16 protein-coding genes and 1 tRNA gene are annotated in these 16,964 nt (G+C 42.0%); 9 read left to right on the top strand and 8 right to left on the bottom strand.

The window, feature by feature from the left end:
* Nucleotides 1–22 precede the first annotated feature (22 nt).
* A complete protein-coding gene (locus FTU46_RS02530; RefSeq protein WP_166136146.1) occupies nucleotides 23–787 on the top strand; it encodes a glutathione S-transferase family protein in 765 nt (254 codons plus the stop codon).
* Between the two features lie 56 nt (nucleotides 788–843).
* Here the strand turns inward: FTU46_RS02530 and FTU46_RS02525 are convergent, their stop codons facing one another.
* Nucleotides 844–2,517 carry a hypothetical protein gene (locus tag FTU46_RS02525; RefSeq protein WP_180104270.1) on the bottom strand — a complete coding sequence of 558 codons (1,674 nt, stop codon included), beginning with the start codon at nucleotides 2,515–2,517 and terminating at the stop codon, nucleotides 844–846.
* A 362-nt stretch (nucleotides 2,518–2,879) separates the two neighbouring features.
* On the opposite strand from FTU46_RS02525, the gene FTU46_RS02520 reads away from it, so the two are divergent.
* Entirely contained in the window at nucleotides 2,880–3,350 is a 471-nt protein-coding gene (locus tag FTU46_RS02520; protein WP_004784091.1) for an Lrp/AsnC family transcriptional regulator, read from the top strand.
* A gap of 66 nt (nucleotides 3,351–3,416) precedes the next feature.
* On the opposite strand, the gene FTU46_RS02515 is transcribed toward FTU46_RS02520, so the two are convergent.
* Nucleotides 3,417–4,166, bottom strand: a complete 750-nt coding sequence (locus tag FTU46_RS02515; protein ID WP_004784089.1) for a YebC/PmpR family DNA-binding transcriptional regulator — start codon at nucleotides 4,164–4,166, stop codon at nucleotides 3,417–3,419.
* 243 nt (nucleotides 4,167–4,409) lie between these two features.
* Nucleotides 4,410–4,964, bottom strand: a complete 555-nt coding sequence (locus tag FTU46_RS02510; protein ID WP_166136149.1) for a 1-acyl-sn-glycerol-3-phosphate acyltransferase — start codon at nucleotides 4,962–4,964, stop codon at nucleotides 4,410–4,412.
* Nucleotides 4,965–5,762: 798 nt separating this feature from the next.
* Here FTU46_RS02510 and FTU46_RS02505 point away from each other — a divergent pair.
* Together FTU46_RS02505 and FTU46_RS02500 are read left to right on the top strand one after the other, a co-directional pair.
* A tRNA-Ile gene (locus FTU46_RS02505) sits at nucleotides 5,763–5,839 on the top strand.
* 210 nt (nucleotides 5,840–6,049) lie between these two features.
* The gene (locus FTU46_RS02500) at nucleotides 6,050–7,222 is read left to right on the top strand and encodes an iron-containing alcohol dehydrogenase (RefSeq protein ID WP_159123263.1); all 1,173 of its coding nucleotides are present in this window, start codon (nucleotides 6,050–6,052) and stop codon (nucleotides 7,220–7,222) included.
* A gap of 452 nt (nucleotides 7,223–7,674) precedes the next feature.
* Here FTU46_RS02500 and FTU46_RS02495 read toward each other — a convergent pair whose 3' ends face one another.
* The gene (locus FTU46_RS02495; RefSeq protein WP_180104269.1) at nucleotides 7,675–8,856 is read right to left on the bottom strand and encodes a helix-turn-helix domain-containing protein; all 1,182 of its coding nucleotides are present in this window, start codon (nucleotides 8,854–8,856) and stop codon (nucleotides 7,675–7,677) included.
* A gap of 207 nt (nucleotides 8,857–9,063) precedes the next feature.
* On the opposite strand from FTU46_RS02495, the gene FTU46_RS02490 reads away from it, so the two are divergent.
* Both FTU46_RS02490 and FTU46_RS02485 read left to right on the top strand, forming a co-directional pair.
* Nucleotides 9,064–10,575, top strand: coding sequence for an aldehyde dehydrogenase family protein (locus FTU46_RS02490; RefSeq protein ID WP_180014192.1), 1,512 nt, complete (start codon nucleotides 9,064–9,066; stop codon nucleotides 10,573–10,575).
* Nucleotides 10,576–11,075: 500 nt separating this feature from the next.
* Entirely contained in the window at nucleotides 11,076–11,303 is a 228-nt protein-coding gene (locus FTU46_RS02485; protein WP_125279759.1) for a hypothetical protein, read from the top strand.
* 10 nt (nucleotides 11,304–11,313) lie between these two features.
* On the opposite strand, the gene bioB is transcribed toward FTU46_RS02485, so the two are convergent.
* The 3 genes from bioB to queG all read right to left on the bottom strand — a co-directional run bounded on the left by bioB (nucleotide 11,314) and on the right by queG (nucleotide 13,874).
* Nucleotides 11,314–12,315 (bottom strand): biotin synthase BioB, encoded by a 1,002-nt coding sequence (gene bioB / locus FTU46_RS02480; RefSeq protein ID WP_180104268.1) that lies wholly within the window; start codon nucleotides 12,313–12,315, stop codon nucleotides 11,314–11,316.
* A 139-nt stretch (nucleotides 12,316–12,454) separates the two neighbouring features.
* Complete coding sequence (locus FTU46_RS02475; RefSeq protein WP_005236211.1) at nucleotides 12,455–12,673, bottom strand: hypothetical protein; 219 nt, start codon at nucleotides 12,671–12,673, stop codon at nucleotides 12,455–12,457.
* A gap of 106 nt (nucleotides 12,674–12,779) precedes the next feature.
* Nucleotides 12,780–13,874, bottom strand: coding sequence for a tRNA epoxyqueuosine(34) reductase QueG (queG, locus tag FTU46_RS02470; protein ID WP_180104267.1), 1,095 nt, complete (start codon nucleotides 13,872–13,874; stop codon nucleotides 12,780–12,782).
* A gap of 23 nt (nucleotides 13,875–13,897) precedes the next feature.
* On the opposite strand from queG, the gene FTU46_RS02465 reads away from it, so the two are divergent.
* Together FTU46_RS02465 and FTU46_RS02460 are read left to right on the top strand one after the other, a co-directional pair.
* Nucleotides 13,898–15,355 carry an NAD(P)H-hydrate dehydratase gene (locus FTU46_RS02465; protein ID WP_180104266.1) on the top strand — a complete coding sequence of 486 codons (1,458 nt, stop codon included), beginning with the start codon at nucleotides 13,898–13,900 and terminating at the stop codon, nucleotides 15,353–15,355.
* An 11-nt stretch (nucleotides 15,356–15,366) separates the two neighbouring features.
* A complete protein-coding gene (locus FTU46_RS02460) occupies nucleotides 15,367–15,648 on the top strand; it encodes an acylphosphatase (RefSeq protein ID WP_180002180.1) in 282 nt (93 codons plus the stop codon).
* Here the strand turns inward: FTU46_RS02460 and ruvC are convergent.
* The gene (gene ruvC / locus FTU46_RS02455) at nucleotides 15,645–16,190 is read right to left on the bottom strand and encodes a crossover junction endodeoxyribonuclease RuvC (protein ID WP_004784062.1); all 546 of its coding nucleotides are present in this window, start codon (nucleotides 16,188–16,190) and stop codon (nucleotides 15,645–15,647) included. The two genes, FTU46_RS02460 and ruvC, sit on opposite strands and share 4 nt — an antisense overlap.
* 125 nt (nucleotides 16,191–16,315) lie before the next feature.
* Here ruvC and FTU46_RS02450 point away from each other — a divergent pair, with 125 nt between their 5' ends.
* Nucleotides 16,316–16,882, top strand: a complete 567-nt coding sequence (locus tag FTU46_RS02450) for an FxsA family protein (RefSeq protein WP_159124495.1) — start codon at nucleotides 16,316–16,318, stop codon at nucleotides 16,880–16,882.
* The last annotated feature ends 82 nt before the right edge of the window (nucleotides 16,883–16,964 follow it).

The raw sequence follows: 16,964 nt of genomic DNA, 5'->3' as shown, positions 1-16,964 counted from the left end.
TAAAAACAAGCATGGAGAATTTATGCGCATCTTATACCAGTTTCCACTTTCTCATTTTTGTGAAAAGGCACGCTGGATGCTGGATTACAAAGAGCTGGAATATGTCGCGCAAAACCTCATGCCGGGTGCCCATCGTGCCTTTGCCCGCCTGAAAACTGGACAAAACCGTTTACCGATTCTGCGTGATCAGGAACGGTGGATTGCGGATTCGACCAAAATCGCTCTATATCTGGATGAGCAATATCCTGAACACCGTCTGCTACCTGCAGAAGCAAGCTTGCGTCAGCAGGCACTAGATATTGATGAAATCACCCAAGAATTAGGCCGCCATGTGCGTCGCTGGATGCTGGCTCAGGCTTTATCGCATGACCATGAATCGATGGATATTCTGATTGGAGAAAAAGGCTATCTGCGCCAGTTTGAAAAATTCTCCAAGCCATTGCTAAAAACCATTTTGACCAAGGGTTATGCCTTGACTGAAGAAACACTGGAACAGTCCAAACAATTTATCAAGGATTCGGTTGAGCAGCTTAATCAGATCCGTATGGAAAAAGAAGGACCTTATCTCGTCGGTTCGCGTTTCTCTCTGGCCGATATTGCGGTTTGTTCTATTTTGGCCCCTCTATTGGCTATTCCGGGAACGCCGTGGGAGAGGGAAAGCTTTGAATCGATGTCGGATGAATACCGGGAATATCAAAGTCATCTGGCTGAGTTGCCATTAGGGCAATATATTCAAAAGATGTATCGTAATGAGCGCAATGCCCGTGTTGATTGGCGCGGTGTATAAAATTAAAAATGAAATAAAAAAACGCGCATAAAGCGCGTTTTTTTATGAGATTAGAACTAACTCCAAGGGCTGGTTTGATCAATATCACTTGTTTTACTGAAGCCACTGAGCAGTGAGCTAAAGTCAAACTTCGGCAGGGAACTACCACTTGAGATATTGGTAATAGTTTCTTTAATGGTTGGGAGGATTTCAGTAATGCTGATATTCGTAGCCGTATCAGTATTACTAATGCCGGAAATCAATTCGCTAAGATCAGGCAGTTGTAGGGACGAGTTGTTACCGACTAAATTGCCAAGACTATCCGTGAATGCATCCAAACCTAAACTCTCTAAGCTTGGCACGCCAGAACCGAGTGACCCGAGCAGGTCGCCAATTTCAGGAAACTGAACACCATCCAGAAGATCCGAGAATTGACCTTCGCTATCAATCAGCGCAATCACTGGTTTTAGTGCTGTAATCACATTGTTGAGGTCGCTGGATAAGGTGAGCAGTAATGGGTTATTCACAAAATCCAGCACCACTTGTACGCCATTCAAGACATCGTAAAGAGAATTCACGATTTCTGCCTGATCAGCGTCAAGAACGTCACTATTCGCTAATAGATTCAACAGTGGATTGATGCCTTTTAGTACATCCGCGATGGTGTCTGGCACATTACCTGAACCTGCAGAACTGATTGCAGATACCAATGTAGTCACACTACCAACCACTGTTGGTAAAACTTGGGTAAGTTGATCCATATCAATGGATGAGTTACCTGTATCAATCGATGCAAGCAGTGGCATCAGGCTTTGCGTTACAGTTTGCGCAATGGTGCCCGTATCGATATTGCCTGAATTGCTGATTAGACCACTGAGCAAATTGGTAATAGCACCGATATCAAGGTCACTGCTTGCATTGCTCATTAGGTTACTGGCTAACAGATTGACTGAACTGGTATCTAAACTACCTGTTGAGCCACCGATCAATCCGCTGATCAAGTCAACAATTGCACCGATGTCGAGATCACTAGCGGCATTGCCACTGATGAGACCACCGACTAGATTGGCAATTTGACCAATATCTACATCGCCAAGTCCGCCAGAACCACCAATTAAGCCACTAACCAGTTCAGCAATTTGTGCGATATCAATATCACCACCTTGGATGAGACCACTGACGATACCGACGATGGCACCAATGTCTGTTCCACCAAGACCACCAGTACCTCCAATCCGGCCACTCAGCAGTTGAGTGATTTGGGTAAGATCAAGGTCGCCACCTTGCAATAAGTTGCTAGCCAGTTCAGCAATTTTACCGAGGTCTACATTGCCAGTACTGCCACCCATCAATCCACTTACTAATTTGATAACCGCATTTAAATCCAGGGTTGATGTATTACCACCCATTAAACTGCCAAGCAGATTGCTGATTGAACCTATATCAAAACTGCCACCATTGGCTTTTGTTAACTGGCTAATTAAATTATTGATATCAAGTTTAGAAGCATTTGAGCCTGTAAATTGGCTAATTAAATCAGTGAGGGAACTGGAATTTAAACTTTTGCCAGAAAGCAGGCTGTTTAAGAGAGAATCTAGGGAAGGGGTAGAGGCGGTAGAACCTGTAATAGAACCAATAATGCCAGAAAGACTGCCACCCAATAAACCACCAAGTAAACTCGTATTTTGTGTCTCTGTCGTGAGCACTGGACTGAGTTTAGTTTTAATTGAACTAAGAATACTAAAAGCCATAACCGTTCCTTGCGAATTTTTATCTTGTTATGTTTGTTATGTGTTTTAGATAAAACGCTCAATTCTTATTCAATTTCTATACAAGTGTAAATCTAAGTTGAATTAATCATGCTTTGAAAATCCAGTTATCAGCGTCATAGTATTTATTCATAAATAGTTTAGTGATAAATAAGAATGATTTATTTAAAAGCGTCGCTTATCGAAAATTTGTTTTATACGACGAATGACCATAAGCATGACTTAAAACTGGTCATTGAGAGGGGTCTGGCATTTTTTTTCAAATAACTGGTAATTTATGAAAAATTTATCAATACTATCAGCAAAACAATGATGTATTTGAATAAAATGGCAAGAGATTAAAGATGGAATTAGATCGTTTTGATAAGCACATTCTTGAAATTTTGACCCATGAAGATGTCAATCTGAATGAACTCTCGGAGAGAGTAAATTTATCTGTGAGTTCGGTACACCGCAGGATCAAGCATTTGATCGATCATAATATTATCAGTGGCTTGAAGCGCGAGATTAATTATCAAAAATTGGGCTTTAGCCTGCATGTACTGTTGCAGGTTTCCTTGAGTAAGCATGATAGCGATACTTTTGCCAAATTTTTAGAAGAATTAGAAAATATTCCGGAAGTCATTAACGCTTTCCTGGTGACAGGGCAGTCTGCAGATTTTATTGTTGAAGTTGTGGCACGTGATATGGAAAATTATAGTCAGATTCTATTAAGCCGAATCGGCAAGATCGAGCATGTCGTAGCACTGCATTCCAGCTTTGTGATCAAGGAATATAATGTTTTTAACTGTAGTGGTCTTTTAAATAAGGTTTAAAATTCCAGGCATTTTTTAACACATATAAAAAACGCACCCGAAGGTGCGTTTTGATCTCATAGAAGATTAGGCATCGAGTTGCGCTAAAACTTCATCAGAGAATTCAACGTTGGTATAAACGTTTTGAACATCGTCTAGGTCTTCAAGCATATCGATCATTTTCATGATTTTTTTCGCTTGGTCGATATCTGTGATTTCAGCTTTGGTAGACGGGCTCATCACCACTTCAGCGTTATCAGATTTTAAACCTGCAGCAGCTAAAGCATCTTGTACTGTACCGAAGCTTTCAGGCGTAGTGATCACCAGGATTTCATCTTCATCCACTTCGATGTCTTCAGCACCCGCTTCAAGCGCCACTTCCATGATTTGATCTTCTAAAGACACATCTTCAAAAGTAATTTCGCCACGTTTAGTGAATAGGAAGGATACTGAACCGTTGGTACCGAGGTTACCATCAGTTTTAGTAAAGCAGTGACGTACATCAGGAACCGTACGGTTCAGGTTATCTGTCATGGTTTCAACAATAACCGCAACGCCGCCTACGCCATAACCTTCATAGGTTACTTCTTTCAGATCATCGTTATCTTCACCACCGGCACCACGCTGAATTGCACGGTTGATCACATCACGTGTCATGTTTACAGATAATGCTTTTTCTACAACAGCACGTAGACGAGGATTACTACCCGCATCAGCGCCACCGAGTTTGGCAGCAGTTGTTAATTCACGAATGTATTTGGTAAACAACTTACCACGACTGGCATCTTGTTTTGCTTTACGATGCTTAATATTGGCCCACTTGGAATGACCCGCCATGCGAAATATGCTCCTTGTAGATTGGCTGTATGCCTATCGAATTGCGCCGATTCTACCATAAGCTCTTTTTTTGAAAAAAGAGTCTGGATTTGAGATTTAATGCTAATGCCAAAAAAATAGGCAATAAAATAGAAAGGCAAAGCAATAAATGTAAATAAAAACTTAAGAAAATGTTTGCTGAGAAAATGCCTAAATAATAAAAGGGCAGGTGAAACATTATTCTCAAGCCCTTTTATGGAAAGTTTATTCCGGGATAATGATATCCAGACCAACATTCTCTTTATAGAGCTGCTTGATTAAAGCCAGATCATGCGCGAGATCAGTCGGGTAGATTTTGCCAAAAATCCCGCCTTGCTTGGTCTTGGAATTGGCGTACATAAGCACAATTGGCACATTGGCAGCTTTGGCAATATGCCAGAAACCGGTACGGATCGGTTTACGCGCTTCACCATTTTTGGCACGGGTGGCTTCAGGTGCGATCACCAGATTGAATTTTTCATTATTCTGAAAATGTTCAACCATTACGCTGACAATATCTTTATTGGCTTTACGGTCGACCGCGATACCACCCATGGCTTCCAGAATTGGTTTCATTGGGCCTTTGAACAGTTCTTTCTTGATCAGGGTATGAATTTTGATGTCATACATTTTAAAGAGTGCCAAAGATAGAACTGCATCCATCATGGATGTATGTTCAAATCCGACAATGACCTGTTTATCTTCGAGTACATCGGGTTCGACATGATATTGCCAACCGGCAAGTTTAAATGCAGATTCGCCAATAAATTTGTTTAGCATAAGTAGAAAGAAATAAGAGCTAACGGTATGAACTGCATAATTTCTTCCTGTTCTTATTCACAGTCAATAGGCTTTAATTAAAATTCATTAATAATATAAAAAATCCAAAATTAAAAATGTATATTAAATAGTTTTTTAAGACCTGAAAGATATAAATAAATACTTAATAATCCTTAGGAAATATCATCTTATATAAAATAAGTCTTAAAATGATGAAAAAATGACTATCCAGCACAAATTTTAGTTATTAGACTTTTGTCGAAGAAAAGAAGAAATTGTGTCTTTTCTATTTTCTGGTCATTTTCTCTCTGAGATTGAAACCTATGACGTATATTACAGCTTTCATGTTCTCAATGCTTCTTTTAGCACTGGTTATTGTATGGTCTTTAATCGAAATCTATATGGATTTGCGTAAAGACGAGAAATTGGAATCAGAATTTTAGCCTTTATAGATTTTTAAAGAATATTTCCTGTGATTATATTTCCATATATAATAGTTGGTATTTTTATTGATTATGGATATATTGAGACGTAAAAGCGATCAATTTATCGATTTGATATTCGAATAATTAGCGTAGCTCTCTTTATTTTAGATAGAAAATATAGATGTCATATTAGGGCTTTGCTAACTCAAATTAGACTGAAGTCTTAAATCCTAAACAGGGCAGTTATTAAGGATAAAAAATGGTTGCTGGCTAAGTGTGCAAGCAGAAAGAAAAGTACTTGTTTTTTGATCTAATCTTGGCTAGTATTCAATGCGCCTGAACTAGTTGAAATATAACAAATTCAGTCTATATAGGGCCTATAGCTCAGTTGGTTAGAGCAGCGGACTCATAATCCGTTGGTCGACAGTTCAAGTCTGTCTGGGCCCACCAAATACATCAAGCATCTAGGAGCAATACTCTTAGGTGCTTTTTTATTTTTTGAATTCATTTAAGCACTATCTATCTTCAAAAATAACTAAAATTTCAATCTCTTATCATAAGGTAGGCTTTTAGTAGGTGGGATTCTTTTATCGTTCATTGAATACTTAAATCACGGTGAGGGTCACCGATAATAAGATGAATGGTAGAAGGAATCGAACCATGGCTTTTAAGAATATTGCAGATCAAACAAACGGTTTTTATATCCCTTGTGTTTCACTTTTCGGTCCAGGCTGTGCCAAAGAAATTGGCGTTAAAGCACAAAATTTAGGTGCCAAGAAAGCTCTGATTGTGACCGATGAAGGCTTATACAAATTTGGTGTCGCAGATACCATCGCAAATTATTTAAAAGAGGCTGGTGTTGACAGCCATATCTTCCCAGGTGCAGAACCAAACCCAACAGATATTAACGTTCATAATGGCGTACAAGTCTACAATGACAACGGCTGCGATTTTATTGTATCACTCGGTGGCGGTTCTTCACATGACTGTGCCAAAGGTATTGGCCTGGTGACTGCCGGTGGTGGTCATATCCGCGACTATGAAGGTATTGATAAAAGTACTGTGCCTATGACACCGCTTATTGCAGTCAATACCACAGCGGGTACAGCGTCGGAAATGACACGCTTCTGTATCATTACCAATACCGATACCCATGTCAAAATGGCAATTGTGGATTGGCGTTGTACACCATTGATCGCGATCGATGATCCTAAATTGATGATTGCCAAGCCAGCGGGCTTAACTGCCGCGACTGGTATGGATGCCTTAACCCATGCGGTAGAAGCGTATGTTTCTACGGCAGCCAATCCGATTACGGATGCCTGTGCAGAAAAGGCCATTACCATGATCAGTGAATGGCTGAGTCAGGCAGTAGCAAATGGTGAAAATATTGAAGCACGTGATGCTATGAGCTATGCACAGTATCTGGCAGGCATGGCATTCAACAATGCATCACTCGGATATGTGCATGCGATGGCACACCAGCTGGGTGGTTTCTATAACCTGCCACATGGTGTATGTAATGCGATTTTGCTACCGCACGTATGCGAATTTAACCTGATTGCCTGTCCGGATCGCTATGCAAAAATTGCCCAGTTGATGGGTGTAAATACTGAAGGATTAACTGTGACTGAAGCAGCTTATGCAGCGATTGATGCCATTCGCCAGCTTTCAGCTTCAATTGGAATTCCATCTGGTCTGAAAGGCTTAGGGGTTAAAGAGGAAGACCTTGCCATTATGGCAGAAAATGCGCAAAAGGATGCCTGTATGCTGACCAACCCGCGTAAGGCTAGCCATGCACAAGTCGTAGAGATTTTTAAAGCGGCGCTGTAAGCCTCTATGTAAGTCGATTCTCTCCACTCGACAGACTTACATTTTATGCAACCCTGTTCGCACTTCTTAGTGAAGTGCGCCAAGATAAATGTATCCCCATGCGATATTCTTGGCTGATCCTTACACCCTTGATAAGGATATAGAGCAGGCGTTGCTCTTTTTTTTTGCCTAAATTTTTGCTTTCAAAAAATATATTTGGGCAGTTAATTCATCAGGGTATAGCTTATTAAAATTAACTGAATGAACTCGATAATAATAAAATACTGGAATGAGCAGAGTATTGCTAAAAGCTTATTCGTAGCATGAGCTAAATCAATAAAATGTTATAATAAAAAATTATAATTCTAAAGTAGTTAAATGCTTTTTATATTTTTATAAGTTGGAATCTTCTCAATGGAAGATAGCCGTAATTATCTTGCTAACAAGAAGCCAAACAAGAAATGATCTGATTTTTAAATATCCTGAAATTTAAGCAGGGTTTGATGTGTTGGATGACCTTTTGGCATCAGTTCAATCAGACGTTCAACCGCATCAATTGCTTCAGGAAAACGTGCTACATGTTTCAGCAGCACATCAGTTTCATTGGCTTTGAAAATAGCATCACTGAGACGTGATTCCAGACAATCCCGCCATGCACATAAAAATGGGCTTTCAGTTTTTGCCAGAAAAACTCCAGTATAAAGTTTTAAGGCTGAATCGATATAACCTGCATCTAAAGACTGTTCGGTTTGCAGGAAGTCTGCTTCAACATGCGCCAGCAATCGATAAGGGCGCGAACCAAGCATACCGCCCAGAATATCTCGTAACTGTGACATTTCAGCTTTTAGCGTACCCATGCTGACTTTACGTTCGCCATAAAGTGCCTGATGCAAGTGATCCAGACTTAAACCTTGTGGGAATAAAGCCAGAATAGCGAGAATTTCAGTCTGGCGTGGGGTTATGGTCAGGGTTTTACCATTAAAAATGACCTGCGGGACAGAAAAGGCACGAATATATAAACGCTGTTTTTGCGATTCCAGTAAAGCAGATTGAATGATGGATGCACAACGTTCGGCTGCTAATAGCCCTAAGCTATTATGTTTTTGCCAGTGGGTGGACAGATCAATAACCCCTAGAATCTGTTTGGAATAAGGATCAATAATGGGGGAGGCATAACAGACTAGATCCTGCACGGAAGGCATGTAATGTTCGCTGGAAAACACGCAGCTCGATTGTTGGGTTTTGATCGACAGGGCAAGGGCATTGGTCCCGACCAGTTCCTCACGCCACTGACCGCCTTCAACTAAGTGAATATTATCAGCAATTGTGCGCAATTCAGGGCAGGAGGCCCGCCATAGTACCGTACTGCCAATATCTCCAACGGCCAAAACCATAGAGGACTGTTCGGCAATATGCCTCAAACTTTCAGCACAATGTTCCAAGGCATGACTTAAAGCCGAAGAAGTGCTGATTTGTTTTATATCTGTTAATGGGGCAGCCAGACGATTTTTGGGAATCTCGGCTAAAGAAGAGCGTTGCCAGGAGCTAACGATGCTCTGTTCGAGTTGTGCTGCATGTGAAGGCGATAAACTGCTGCTTTGACGAAGCTGATCAATTTTTTGCCTTTGTTGTATCAAGCTCTGTTCTGTCATCATTCCTTATTCTCACAATAATTCATGATTTACATCCAAATGTAATTTTTATTGTTTTTATGAGGAATCAAAAGAAATGTAAATCGGTTGAGTGCCAACCTTTCTCCAACCTTATAACGCGTATGTTAACTAAATAGAGTACGGATGTACCTTATACCAAAGCTGTAGATGCAGCATTTTTAAAGATTAAAATAAGCAAAGGAAATACATATGCGTTATATCGATCCGAACCAGCCTGGCTCAAAAGTTCATTTCAAAGCCCAGTATGACAACTTTATTGGTGGGCAATGGGTGCCGCCAGTCAAAGGCGAATACTTTGATAATATTTCTCCTGTAGATGGCAAGCTGTTTACCAAAGTGCCACGTTCTAGCGTGGAAGATATCGAACTGGCGCTGGATGCTGCGCATAAAGCTAAAGCACAATGGAATAAATCATCTCCAACGACTCGCTCTAACATTCTGCTCAAAATTGCTGATCGTCTCGAAGCCAATCTGGAACTGCTGGCGGTGGCTGAAACCTGGGACAATGGCAAGCCAATCCGTGAAACCCTGGCTGCTGATATTCCTTTAGCGATTGATCACTTCCGCTATTTCGCCGGCTGTATCCGTGCGCAAGAAGGCGGCATTTCTGAGATTGATGAAGATACCATTGCCTACCATTTCCATGAGCCTTTAGGTGTGGTTGGTCAGATCATTCCATGGAACTTCCCGATCTTGATGGCAGCATGGAAATTGGCACCGGCTTTGGCCGCAGGCAATTGTATCGTTCTGAAACCGGCAGAGCAGACCCCGGTCAGTATTCTGGTACTGGCTGAACTGATTCAGGACCTGTTACCTGAAGGTGTATTAAACATCGTGAATGGCTATGGTGTTGAAGTCGGCCGTCCACTGGCTGTGAATCCGCGTATTGCCAAAATTGCCTTCACTGGTTCGACTGCTGTAGGTCAGCAAATCATGCAATATGCCACTGAAAATATTATTCCGGTGACACTGGAACTTGGTGGTAAATCACCAAATATTTTCTTTGAAGATGTCATGGCGCAGCAGGATGATTATCTGGAAAAAGCACTGGAAGGTTTCACCATGTTTGCCTTGAACCAAGGGGAAATCTGTACCTGTCCATCACGTGCTTTGGTCCAGGAAAGTATTGCTGATCAGTTCCTGGAACTGGCAATCGATCGGGTTAAACGTATTAAAACTGGTCATCCACTCGATACTGAAACCATGATTGGTGCGCAGGCATCGCAGGAACAGCAGGACAAGATTCTGGGGTGTATTGCAACAGGTCGCGGCGAAGGTGCAGAAGTGCTTGTTGGTGGCGGTGTACGTCAGGAAGTCGGGCAAGGCTTCTACATTGAACCGACCATCTTTAAAGGCACCAATAATATGCGTACCTTCCAGGAAGAAATTTTTGGGCCGGTACTGGCAGTAACCACCTTTAAAGATTTTGATGATGCCATCAAGATTGCCAACGATACGATTTATGGCCTAGGTGCTGGTGTCTGGTCACGTTCGGCACATACCTCGTATCGCGCTGGCCGTGCCATTGAAGCGGGTCGTGTCTGGACCAACTGCTATCATATCTATCCGGCCCATGCAGCCTTTGGTGGTTACAAGAAATCTGGGATCGGTCGTGAAAACCACAAGATGATGCTGGATCATTACCAGCAGACCAAAAACCTGTTGGTGAGTTATTCAACCAAGCCAGCTGGTTTCTTCTAAATAAAAGCAAAAAAGCGAACTTCGGTTCGCTTTTTTTATAGTAGAGAATCTTTAATAAGTGGTATTTGAGATATAGATCACAGATGCTAATTAAAAGCATGAATCAATTGAAATTTAACTTTATCGGAAAGTTGAAAAAATGAATGAAATAGGTTTTACATTTTGAAAAATTCTGGTTATAAGTTAGAGGTGGTTTTTATCCAGAACAACAAATCGACACTCAGGAAGGGTGCCTAAAGAAGCGTATTTTAAAAATGATGAAACGGGAGTTTTATAATGCTTCAACTACTGAAAAAACTATTCTGCTTGCACATTTATGAATACCAGCAAATGGAGGAAATTGGGGCAGATTGGGAATGCCGCAAATGTGGTACCCAAAGAGATTAAAAAATACTGCAAGAAAAAGTGAGCGATATGCTCACTTTTTTATATCCATTATATTTAATCTAAACTCATATCCATTAAAATCATTACCAGTACCACATGATGAGAAGGCTTAAATGAGCAAAGATTTCCATGCCAAAACCTATATTGTAGATGAAAATCTGGCTGACACTTTACACTGGTTAAGCCTGCATCAGGACTGTTATGACTCTTTTAGTTTTGATGCACTGACGCAGGAACTGGTCGTACATCATGCCAATGGAACAGACCAGATCCGGATCGGTGATTATCTCAATGCCAGTTATGGCATTTTAATTACTGCGCATAACTTTTCAGCATCTTGAATTATTTCAATTAACTTGCCATTGCATCAGTCGCCAATGCGCGGATGCTTGGCTTTGGTTGTTCTGCTACCAGTCCCAATTTTTCAAAGAGCTGTTGGTCACGACCTTTGGCTGTATTTGGAGTCGTTAGAAGTTTTTCGCCTGAGAAAATTGAGTTGGCGCCTGCCATAAATGCCAATGCCTGATCTGAGTCAGTCAGTGATTCACGGCCTGCCGAAAGACGAATATAACTTTTTGGCATCAGAATGCGGGCCACTGCAATAGTTCGAATCCATTCAATCACATCCAGTTTTTCAACATCTGCCATCGGTGTGCCTTCGATTGGCACCAGCATATTGATAGGCACAGATTCCGGATGAATTGGAAGGGTAGAAAGCTCAAACAATAAACCGATCCGGTCATTACGACTTTCACCTAAGCCGACAATGCCACCACTACACACTTTTAAACCCGCTTGACGCACATGATCCAGTGTATCCAATCGGTCATCAAAACTGCGGGTACTGATAATATGTGAATAGTATTCACGTGACGTATCCAGATTGTGATTGTAATAATCCAGTCCTGCATCTTTCAGGCGTTCTGCCTGTGAGGCATTCAGCATGCCTAAAGTCATACAGGTTTCGAGTCCCAGTGCTTTGACTTCACGTACCATGTCCAGTACATAAGGCATATCACGTTCATGCGGATTACGCCATGCTGCTCCCATACAGAAACGTGAACTGCCAGAGGCAAGAGCTTCTTTTGCTTCCTGAATTACTTTTTCTACTGCGATTCGTTTTTCCGCTTCGAGTTTGGAGTCATAATGTGCGGACTGAGAACAGTATTTGCAATCTTCTGGGCATTTACCGGTTTTAATAGAGAGCAGGGTACTGACCTGAACGGTATTGGCATCAAAATATTGACGATGAACCTGTTGAGCCTGAAAGAGCAAATCCATTAAAGGTTGTTGATATAGGGCTTCAATTTCTGCACGAGACCAATCATTACGTATTGGATCAATACTGTTCATCTGTCCATCCTTGTTCATATTTATTTATCAGGCTCCATCTTAAGTAAAAGTATCGCCATCTTCATTAGCAAAATATGACCTTATAGAAAAAACAAAACCCACACAAGGTGAGCTTTGTAGTTGAACTCTTGATCGGAGTTTATTCACGATGATTTCCGTGAATATTCTGGTTTTGTAAATCACTACGATGTTGCTTGTTTAATACACGTTCATCTTGTTCGTGCTGGTTATTTTTTGGAGAGCCAAGCGGGCCATGTTGTGACTGCTGCTGTTGCTGTTGTTGCTGCTTCTGGTGTTGATGTTGCAACTCTTCAAGCTGTTCCTGATTTTGATGTTGTGTATCAGATGACTTTTGCATATCCACCTCCGGCTTTATTTCTATTCTTTTTCCTTTATGCCATAGCTTGCACAGTAACTGTGTAAGGCTTTGACGAGAAAATGTGAACCGAAGTAAAAATTGAAAATTACCGGGATTTTGCCAGTTGTTCCTGTATGGCCCAGTCAATATGAACTTGTACAATCTCATCATGTTGATTCTGCTGAGCTTGTAAGGCTTGAACAATCTGCGGATCAAAAGGCGCATTACCTAAGCCAATCGCAATATTGCGCATAAAGCTTTGATAGCCGGTACGGCGTAATGGACTGCCTTCAGTTGAGCTTAAAAATGTAGCTTCATCCCATTGCCAGAGATCCAGTAAACTCACTTGATCCAGTCCATGTCGGGGGTGAAAATCTTCAATATTGGTTTTTTGAGCAAAACTGTTCCATGGACAAATCAACTGACAATCATCGCAGCCAAAGACCCGGTTACCAATCCCTCGACGTAAATCTTCTGGAATGATCCCTTTATACTCAATGGTTAAATAAGCAATACAGCGACGTGCATCTAGCATATAAGGTTCAACAATAGCCTGTGTCGGGCAAATATCAATACAGGCTGTACATGAGCCACAATGTTTGCTTGCAGGCTCATCAAAAGGCAGTTCCAGTGAGCTAAACAGTTCTCCTAAAACGAAAAAAGATCCGGATTTTTTATGGATTAATAAAGTATGTTTGCCAGTCCAGCCCATACCCGCACTCTCGGCCAGAGATTTTTCAAATACAGGTGCAGAGTCTGCAAAGGGGCGGGATTCAAATTCACCGACTTTTTCCCGAATTTTAGAAGCCAGTATTTTTAGGCGCCCGCGCATGGTTTTATGATAATCACGACCACGGGCATAACGGGCGATAATTGCAGAATTTGGTGCATAGGGCACTAAGCGCGGTTCTGGAAGATCGACCAGATAATCTATTCGTACACAGATCACGGATTTGGTATTGGGAATAAGCAGTGTGGGATCGGCACGTTTTTCCAGATTTTCTTCCAGAAACTTCATATCACCGTGATAGCCGCGGTCTAAATATTCCTGCAAGCGCACTAATTCTGCTTGAGCATCCGGTTTGGCAATGACACAATCAGAAAAACCCAGCTCTCGTGCCTGCTCTTTGATCCACGCTTTCAGTTCATTTGGATCTTGTTGATAAACTTGAATTTGCGCTTGGGAATCGGGTGTTGTCATAAACCAGAAACAGGAAATAAGAAATGCAGCAGCAAGTTTATCATAGCCACGATATACAAGCATGGGAGCAGCGGTGGTTTGGCAAGCAAAATAGTTCTTATGGTTTGATGCAACAGGTGGCATGGTCGATTGCGCAGCGACTCGTCCCTTTGTTGGAACAACAGCAATTGACTCAAATCGCTGTGTGTTGCGGTCAGGGTAATAATGCCGGTGATGGCTATCTGGTAGGTAAATATTTAAAACAGGCCGGTTTTGAAATAGATATTTACGCAGCAGAACCCGGTCCATCACAGGATCTGGCTCAAGCAATCCAGGAAGCTCAGGAAATCGGTATAGCCACTTATTCAGGTTTTAATTTTCAGAAACAATATGATGTCTATATTGATGCCTTATTTGGGATCGGCTTGAACCGTGATCTGAATGAAAATTGGCAACAGATTATTCAAAGTATTAATGCCCAGCAAGGATTCAAAATCGCAGTAGATATTCCAAGCGGACTGCATGCCAATACAGGCCAGCCTTTGCCAGTCGCCATTAAGGCAGATTATAGTTTTAGTGTTTTAGGTTTAAAGGCAGGACTATTTACCGGACAAGGCAAAGAATATGCCGGTAAGGTAGAGATCATCTCGGCTATTCCTTCCGATGCTGAACTTGTACCCATAGCTCAACTTTCCTCGACTCAAATTCATCTGCCTAAACGTGAAGCTTTTGGACATAAGGGCAGTTATGGGCATGTGCTCGTGATTGGGGGGCATGCCGATATGGGCGGTGCGGTCATTATGGCAGCTGAGGCAGCCTTTGCTGCCGGTGCAGGTAAGGTCACTGTGGTTTGTGATGCCAAACATCATACTGCCATTTTGTCACGTGCTCCGAATATCATGCTGCGTGATATTAATGCGCTAGATGCTGAGCAACGCCAAGCTTTAGTTCGTCATGTGGATGCTGTCTGTTTTGGTATGGGGTTAGGACGAGATACTTGGGCTGAACAGCAATATAAATACTGGTTTGACCTGATTCAGCAATCAGAACTGGAGACAGTTCTCGATGCAGACGCCTTGTGGTTTCTGGCAAAATCACCACAAAAGTTGAATGCCCATACTTATGCAACACCACATCCGGGTGAAGCGGCTACTTTGTTAGAAATGAAAGCATCAGAAGTCGAAGCAGATCGTATTCAGGCAATTCAACAGCTCCAGCAAAAATATCAGGGACAATGGGTGCTCAAAGGTTCAGGTAGCCTGATTTTAGAAGATGCTCTTTTCATCTGTACCGCAGGCAATGCCGGTATGGGAACCGGAGGAATGGGAGATGTACTTGCTGGCATGATCGCAAGTTTGAAAGCCCAATTTAAAGATGCCACCCATTTACATGAAATCGTAACTTTGCACGCACTTGCCGGTGATGTATTGGCGAAAAAAGGTGAACGTGGCTTGCAGGCGCAAGATATGAAACATGCCATTTACCAGGTTGTGAACCACTAAGGACAATAAAAATGCAGGCCATTCATTTGATCATTCAGGGCAAAGTGCAGGGCGTGGGCTACCGTCGCTGGTTTGAACAACAGGCAATTCAATTAGGTTTAAAGGGTTTTGTGCGTAATCTGGAAACAGGCGAAGTCGAGGCTGTCATTGTTGGGAAGGAAGCGATTGTTCAGGACATGATCCAGCTCAGCAGAACTGGATCACAACGTGCAGAAGTCACTGCAATTCATCAGCAGAGTTTGAATCTTCAAGACGCGGATTTTCAGGATTTTAAAGTATTAACTAAAGACTAACGACGACGGGTGCTGACCCGGCTGCGTCCGCGTGCCATACCGCCTAAGGCATTCAATACGGCCATTTTACTCATGCTGCCTGAAGCATGAGCATGACAAATCGCAGCAGCAAGTGCATCGGCAGCATCTTGTTGCGGTTTGATTGTCAGGTTCAGAATACGCATAACCATCATCTGAACCTGTTCTTTGTCTGCAGCGCCATAGCCCACAACAGACTGTTTGATCTGCCGTGCCGTATATTCGGCAACTTTCAGATCCAGATTCACCAAGGCTGCGACTGCCGCACCACGAGCCTGACCCAGTTTGAGAGCAGAATCCGGATTTTGTGCCATAAACACCTGTTCCACAGCAGCCTCGGTCGGGCCGTAAAATTTGACAATTCGTTCGACACCAGCAAAGATTCGTTTTAAACGTTCAGGCATTTCCGCTGTTTCAGTTCTAATCGTTCCTGCATCAACAAAAGTGAGTTTTGAACCTTCTTTCTGGATGATACCGTAACCTGTTAGACGCGAACCGGGATCAATCCCAATAATTAATGACATGCCTGCACTTTAAAAATAAAATAATGCCCATATTGTTACATAAGCGTATCAAAAAAGCTTGATCCTGATGAAGCAGTTGATTACAGCATCCTAATATTTATTTTACTGAGATTAGATTAATTTTCATGAAATTATTTCTTATTATCCTGGCCGGCTTAGTCCTCGAAGTATTTGTATGGATTGGCGTGGGTGACCTTGTCGGGAGCATGTGGTACGTATTTTTCTGGTTCGTGGCGGCTTTCTTTATCGGTATGAACCTGATCCGGAAATATTCGGCCGGTGTAATGCCACAAATGCAGCAAATGCAGATGGGACAGATGAGTGCAGATCCGGCATTATCAAATAATTTGCCTAAAATCTTAGCCGGCTTTTTCCTGCTGATTCCTGGTTTGATTAGTGATGTGCTTGCGGTATTAATGCTGATTCCACCTGTACAACGTGCTTTCCAGGCAGCCATGATGAAAATGATGATGAAACGTCAGCAAGCCATGATGGAAAAAATGATGGGTGGCATGATGGGCGATGTCGGTGGTGGTGCAGGCCAAAACCCGTTTGCTGAAATGATGCGTCAAATGCAGGATATGCAGAACCAGCAGGGGGGGCATGGCGATTCAACCATTATTGATGGTGAAGCTCGTGAAGTGACCCCGGAAGCCAAGAAAATTGAAATGAAAGATGTGAACAAGAAATAAAATCACGCTTTCAATATAAATGCTTCAAGCCGAATCTCATGATTCGGCTTTTTTATTGGAACTTTCTAATTTCATTAAACAA

Source organism: Acinetobacter sp. YH12108 (assembly GCF_013419055.1).
Lineage (GTDB): Bacteria > Pseudomonadota > Gammaproteobacteria > Pseudomonadales > Moraxellaceae > Acinetobacter.
This window is presented reverse-complemented; position numbering and strand designations above follow the sequence as displayed.